Source organism: Enhygromyxa salina, from assembly GCF_002994615.1.
Lineage (GTDB): Bacteria > Myxococcota_A > Polyangia > Nannocystales > Nannocystaceae > Plesiocystis > Plesiocystis salina_A.
In genome coordinates, this window is sequence record NZ_PVNK01000019.1 from 1 (window position 1) to 5769 (window position 5769).

Consider the following 5769-nt stretch of genomic DNA (forward strand, 5'->3'; position numbering starts at 1 on the left):
GGGGTCTAAAGGAGCCGTGGCAGAGTAGCTGACGCCTGTGGGGTCTAAAGGAGCCGTGGCAGAGTAGCTGACGCCTGTGGGGTCTAAAGGAGCCGTGGCAGAGTAGCTGACGCCTGTGGGGTCTAAAAAAAGCCCCCTTCTAGGGGGCCACGGAGGCGACAGCGAAGCTCATACCAGCCCACCGAGGGAGGGAGCGCAGCGACCGAGCGACCGGCCGCTTGCGGCCGTGCGTGGCAGAGTTGCTGACGGCCGGGGGGGTCTAAAGGAGCCCAGCCCACCGAGGGAGGGAGCGCAGCGACCGAGCGACCGGCCGCTTGCGGCCGTGCGTGGCAGAGTCGCTGACGGCCGGGGGGGTCTAAAGGATCCCCCCGCCCACACCCCCCTAGGAGACCCGAGCTTTGACGAGCTCGACGAAGCGCGGGAGCGCCTCTTCCCACTTGGCCACGAGGCCGTAGTCGGCGACCTGGAAGATCGGCGCCTCCTCGTCCTTGTTGATGGCCACGATGGTGTTGCTGCCCTTCATGCCCGCGAGGTGCTGGATCGCACCAGAGATAGCGACGGCAATATAGAGGTTGGGCGCCACGATCTTGCCGGTCTGGCCGACCTGGAGGTCCGCCGGGACCATGCCCGCGTCGGTCGCGGCCCGGCTGGCTCCGAGGGCACCCCCGAGCAGGTCGGTGAGGTCCTCGAGGACCTTGAAGTTGCTGCCTTCGCGCATGCCGCGGCCACCGGAGACGACCACGCTGGCCTCGGTCAGGGCCGGGCGCGAGCTCTCGGTCTTGCGGATGCCGACGACCTCGACGCCGCGCGTCGCGACGCTCGCACCTTCGATCGCCGAGACCGGCGCGGCCGCGCCAGCTGCGGCGGGCTCGAACTCGCTGCCGCGGGCGGTGAAGAACACCAGGTCGCCGCTGACCTTCTCGTCGAGCAGCGCGCGACCGGCCGAGATCGGGCGGGTGAAGGTGTCGCCCGACTTGACGGCGATGACCTCGGCGCACAGCGGCGCGTCGAGCACCGCTGCGGCGCGGGGCAGGCAGTCGCGCAGGGTCGAGCTGGCGGTGCCGCCGACGACCGAGGGCGCGAGGGTCTTGACCGCGTGGATCACGGCGTCGGCCCAGGCTTCGGCCGTGAACGGCTCGAGCGCGGGGTCGGTGATCGTGTGGACCCCGGCCGCGCCGTAGCCGGCCGCGGCGATCTCTGCCGCCGCACCGGTGTCGGCGCCGAGCACCAGCAGGTGGAGCTCCTGGCCGCGGGCGTCGGCGATCTGCTTGGCCGCCGTGATGCCCGGGAGGCAGTGCGGGCGCAGCTGTCCGCCCGCGGTTTCGAGAACGACGAGTACCTTGCTCATAGGACCTTTGCCTCCGTAGCGAGCTTCTCGACCAGCTCTTCGATCGACCCAACCATCTGGCCAGCCTTGCGAGCCGGCGGGGCGTTGACGGCGACCGTGGCCTCGCCGCCGCTGCTGGTGACGCCGAGGTCGGCCGGCGTCTTGATCGCAACCTTCTTGCGCTTGGCCATTGTGATGCCGCGCAGCGAGGCCAGGCGCGGGCCATCGGTGAAGGCGTGGTCCGCCGGGTTCACGCCGTTGCGCACGCTGGTCGGCAAGACCACGCGCAGATCGACGCTGACGACGCCCGGCAGCGGGATCTTCTTGGTCTCGACGCCCTCGTCGACCTCACGGCTGACCGCCAGGGCGTTGCCCTCGCGGTCCCAGTCGATCTCGGCCGCGAAGCAGGCCTGCGGCCAGTTGAGCAGCCCGGCGACGCGCTGACCGACCTGGTTGCCCTCGTTGTCTTGCGAGAGCTTGCCGGTGATGATCATGTCGACGCCCTCTTGCTCGGCGACCTTGGCGATGATCTTGGCGATCGCCGCGGTGTCGAGCGTGCTGTCGTCGGCGTCGACGATCACACCGCGGTCGGCGCCCATGGCCAGAAACTGCGTCATGTGTTGACGCTGCTTCTGCGGACAGATCGACAGGACGATGATCTCGGCCAGGCGGTTCTTTTTGTTACTGACGTCGTCGGCGAGGCGCAGTGCGGTCTCGACGGCGTATTCGTCAAAGGCGTTTGGGACCCACTTCACCGAGGAGAGGTCGAGTCCACCAGCGGTGAACTTCAGGTTCTCGTCCGGGTCTGGGATCCGCTTGACGGTCACTAGAATCTTCGTCAAGGGGGCTCCTCCTGAGGCCGGGTGTATCGCTTCTCCGCTGTCCAGCGTCAAGCCATGGCGGCGGCAACGCGGTCTGTGCCGCTTGCGGGCACTCCAGCGCTGCGCTAGCGTTCCCCGCGCGTCGCGCCGGACGACGCTGGCTCAAGATGCGTTGCATCCGCGAACTGCTCAACCGCGCCTCCGTGGCGCTGACGCTCATCCTCTTGACGGTGGTCGCGACCACCGCGTGCACGGCCTGCACCCCGCCCGGTCCAGACCAACCCGAGGCCTCGGGCACGAACAATTCGGAGGCGGCGAGGCCCAAGCGCGAGCGCCAGGAGCTGCCGCCACCGGCCGAGAGTCAGATGATCCGCGAGGCCAAGGGCGTCGATCTGAGCCAGCTCAGCGAGACCCAGCAGGCCACCTTCGTCACGCTGATCAACACCGAGCAGAGCGCGTGCGACAAGCCGCACTCCCTCGCGACCTCGCTGCGTGACGATCCCGAGTGCCGCAACTCGATGTTGGTCGCCCAGCTGATCGCCGATCGCCTCGCGAGCGGGGCGACGCCGTCAGACATCAAGCTCGACATCGACGCGGTCGTCCGCGCCCTGACCCCCTACGAGATCCCGACCGAGGGCCGGCCGACCTACGGCAACGAGCGGGCCCCGGTCGCCGTCGTGGTGTTCGCCGACTTCGAGTGCCCGCACTGCAAGATGGAGGCGCCGGTCTTGCGCAAGGCGGTCCAGCAGTACCGCGGTCAGGCCCGGCTCGTGTTCATGCACTTCCCGCTGCGGATGCACGCCCGGGCCCAGGTCGCCGCGCTCGCGGCCGAGGCCGCCCACCAGCAGGGCAAGTTCTGGGAGATGCACGATCTGATCTTCGATCACCAGTCGCAGCTCGAAGACGAGGACCTCGAGCGCTACGCCAAGCAGATCCAGGGCCTCGACCTCACCAAGTGGAAGGCCGACTTCGCCGCCAAGTCCTCGGAGCTGGCGGTCGCCAAGGATCGGGCGCTCGGCGAGAACCTCGACATCCAGGGCACCCCGGCGGTCTACGTCAACGGACGTCACGTCACGCCGCTGTTGTGGGGCGGCAGCCTCGAAGCCTGGATCGACGACGCCCTCCGCCGATGAGCGCGCCACGTCCGTGGGTCGAGGCCTACGCGCCCGCGACCGTGTCCAACCTCGGCCCGGGCTTCGACTGCCTCGGCCTCGCGGTCCACGGCCCGGGCGACACCGTGCGCGCGCGTCGGCGGACCGAGCCGGGCGTGGTCTTGACCAAGGTCAGCGGCGACGGCGGGCGGCTGCCTCTGGCGTCCGATCAGAACACCGCCTGCGTCGCGGTCGCGGCGATGCTCGAGCGCCTCGGCCTCGGCGCCTCGCACGGGGTCGAGCTCGAGCTCGACAAGGGCCTCCCGCTCGGTAGCGGGCTCGGATCTTCGGGCGCGAGCGCGTGCGCGGCCGTCGTCGCCAGCGCGGCCGCGCTCGACCTACAGGTCGGCAACGAGACGATGATCGAGGCCGCCCGCGTGGCCGAGGCCGTCGCCTGCGGCAGCCCGCACCCCGACAACGTCGCGCCCGCGATCCTCGGCGGCATCGTGCTGATCGCCGCGATCGCGCCGCTGCGCGTGGTCTCGCTGCCCGTGCCCGACAACCTGTGGCTGGCGATCTACACCCCGGGCTGCGAGGTCGCGACCGCGGACGCCCGCGCCGTGTTGCCGCGCGCGGTCGGGCTCGGTGACGCCGTCCGCCAGTCGGCGCGGCTCGGGCTCCTGGTTCACGCGCTTCACACGGGCGACCTCGCGTTGCTCGGCGAGGCGATCGTCGACGATCTGGTCGAGCCTGCGCGGGCGCATCTGATCCCGGGGTTTTTGGACGCCAAGGTCAACGCGCTCGAAGCTGGCGCGCTCGCGTGCTCGATCAGCGGGGCAGGGCCAACGAGCTTCGCGTTGGCCGAGTCCGAGCATCGGGCGAAGGCGCTGCTCGAGATCCTCGAAGAGAGCTTCACCCACGCGGGCGTCGCCGGGCGTGGGCAGGTCGATCGGGTCGGCCCCGGCGCCCGCGTGACCTCGCGGCCGCTCCATTGAGCTGTCAGGGCGCGCCGAACAGGTCGCGGATGAAGAAGTCGCGGTGCCCGGATCGGCTAAGGTAGCGACCCATGGCGGACACCTCCGAGCGGATGACCTGGGACCGGCTGCTGTCGAGCGCGCGCTTGCGTCACGGCGCCGTGACGCCCAGCAGCGAGCCGCGCAATGAATTCGAGCGCGACTACGACCGGATCTTGTTCTCCGAGCCCTTCCGTCGGCTGATGGACAAGACCCAGGTCTTCCCCATGCCGGAGAACGACCACGTCCACAACCGGCTGATCCACAGCCTCGAGGTCGCCTCCGTGGGTCGGTCCATGGGCCGCCTCGTCGGCCGCGAGATGCAGCCCGATCGCTCCGGGGTCCTCGGCGACGTCGTGGCCTCGGCCTGCCTCATGCACGACCTCGGCAACCCGCCCTTTGGCCACGCCGGAGAGGACGCCATCGCCAGCTGGTTCGCCCAGGACGCCCACGCCGAGCTCCTCGCCGACCTGTCCCCAGCCGAGCGCCGGGACCTGATCGAGTTCGAAGGCAACGCCCAGAGCTTTCGCACCGTCGCGCGCTTGAGCATGTACGGCGAGGACGGCGGCATGCGTCTGACCCACGCCGTGCTCGCCGCCGCGGCCAAGTACCCCTGCTCCTCGACCAGCACCGCGCACAAGAAGTTCAACTTCTTCGTCAACGACGCCCCGCTCTTCGCCGAGCTCGCCGAGGGCGTCGGCCTTCTGCCCCGGGGCCGCGACGAGTTCGGCGCAGAGGCCTGGGCCCGCCACCCCCTCGCTTACCTCGTCGAGGCCGCTGACGACGTCTGCTACCACGTCATGGACTTCGAGGACGGCACGATCCTCGGCCTCATCGACGAGGGCACCGCCCGCGCCCAGCTCGCCGCCCTGGTCGGCAAGCCCGAGCTCGGCGGCTCGCGCCGCTCGATCTCCAGCCTCCGGGCCATCGCTATCAACGTCGTGGTCAAGCAGGTCGCCGAGGCCTTCTGTACCCACGAGCAGGCCCTGCTCGCGGGCGAGGCCATCGGCCCCCTGATCGCAGGGATCCCGGCGGCCCCCGCCCTCGACGCCATCCGCGAGCTCTCCGTCGCTCGCTGCTACCGCGCCGAGCAGGTCCTTCGGGTCGAGCTGGCCGGCTACGAGGTCCTCGGCGGCCTGCTCGACTTCCTGGTCCCCGCCGTGCTCGCCGCCCCCGAGGCTCGCAGCAAGCGCCAGCACAAGCTGCTCGGACTCCTGGGCCTCGAGGACGAGGTGGAGCGCAGTCCCTACCAGCGTCTGCTTCAGGTCACCGACTTCCTCGTGGCGCTCACGGACCGTTCGGCGGTGCGGCTGTTTCGCGAGCTACGCGGCACCGAGCTCGCGGGCGCCCGCGGGGTCGGCTGATCTCGAGAGCTCTCGACGCGGTCCTAGCAGCCCGGGCTGCTAGCCCACGATCAGGGCCGTGGCGCCAAGCAGGACGAGGTAGGGGACGAAGGGCAGCATCCCGAGCTTCTCGATCAGCCGCAGCAACAGCTTCAGCGCCCCGAGCCCAACCAC

5 protein-coding genes are annotated in these 5769 nt (G+C 70.2%); 3 read left to right on the forward strand and 2 right to left on the reverse strand.

The window, feature by feature from the left end:
• Window positions 1-382: 382 nt before the first annotated feature.
• Both ENSA5_RS02230 and ENSA5_RS02235 read right to left on the reverse strand, forming a co-directional pair.
• Window positions 383-1348, reverse strand: a complete 966-nt coding sequence (locus tag ENSA5_RS02230; RefSeq protein ID WP_106389901.1) for an electron transfer flavoprotein subunit alpha/FixB family protein — start codon at window positions 1346-1348, stop codon at window positions 383-385.
• Window positions 1345-2169, reverse strand: a complete 825-nt coding sequence (locus ENSA5_RS02235) for an electron transfer flavoprotein subunit beta/FixA family protein (protein ID WP_181197226.1) — start codon at window positions 2167-2169, stop codon at window positions 1345-1347. Before ENSA5_RS02235 ends, ENSA5_RS02230 begins: the two co-directional genes overlap by 4 nt.
• Window positions 2170-2315: 146 nt before the next feature.
• Between ENSA5_RS02235 and ENSA5_RS02240 the strand changes: the two genes are divergently transcribed.
• The 3 genes from ENSA5_RS02240 (at window position 2316) to dgt (ending at window position 5616) form a co-directional block, all read left to right on the forward strand.
• Window positions 2316-3281, forward strand: a complete 966-nt coding sequence (locus ENSA5_RS02240; RefSeq protein ID WP_106389903.1) for a DsbA family protein — start codon at window positions 2316-2318, stop codon at window positions 3279-3281.
• The gene (locus ENSA5_RS02245; RefSeq protein WP_106389904.1) at window positions 3278-4234 is read left to right on the forward strand and encodes a homoserine kinase; all 957 of its coding nucleotides are present in this window, start codon (window positions 3278-3280) and stop codon (window positions 4232-4234) included. The genes ENSA5_RS02240 and ENSA5_RS02245 overlap by 4 nt, the downstream gene beginning before the upstream one ends.
• Before the next feature lie 71 nt (window positions 4235-4305).
• Window positions 4306-5616 carry a dGTP triphosphohydrolase gene (gene dgt, locus ENSA5_RS02250; protein ID WP_106389905.1) on the forward strand — a complete coding sequence of 437 codons (1311 nt, stop codon included), beginning with the start codon at window positions 4306-4308 and terminating at the stop codon, window positions 5614-5616.
• Window positions 5617-5769: the final 153 nt, after the last annotated feature.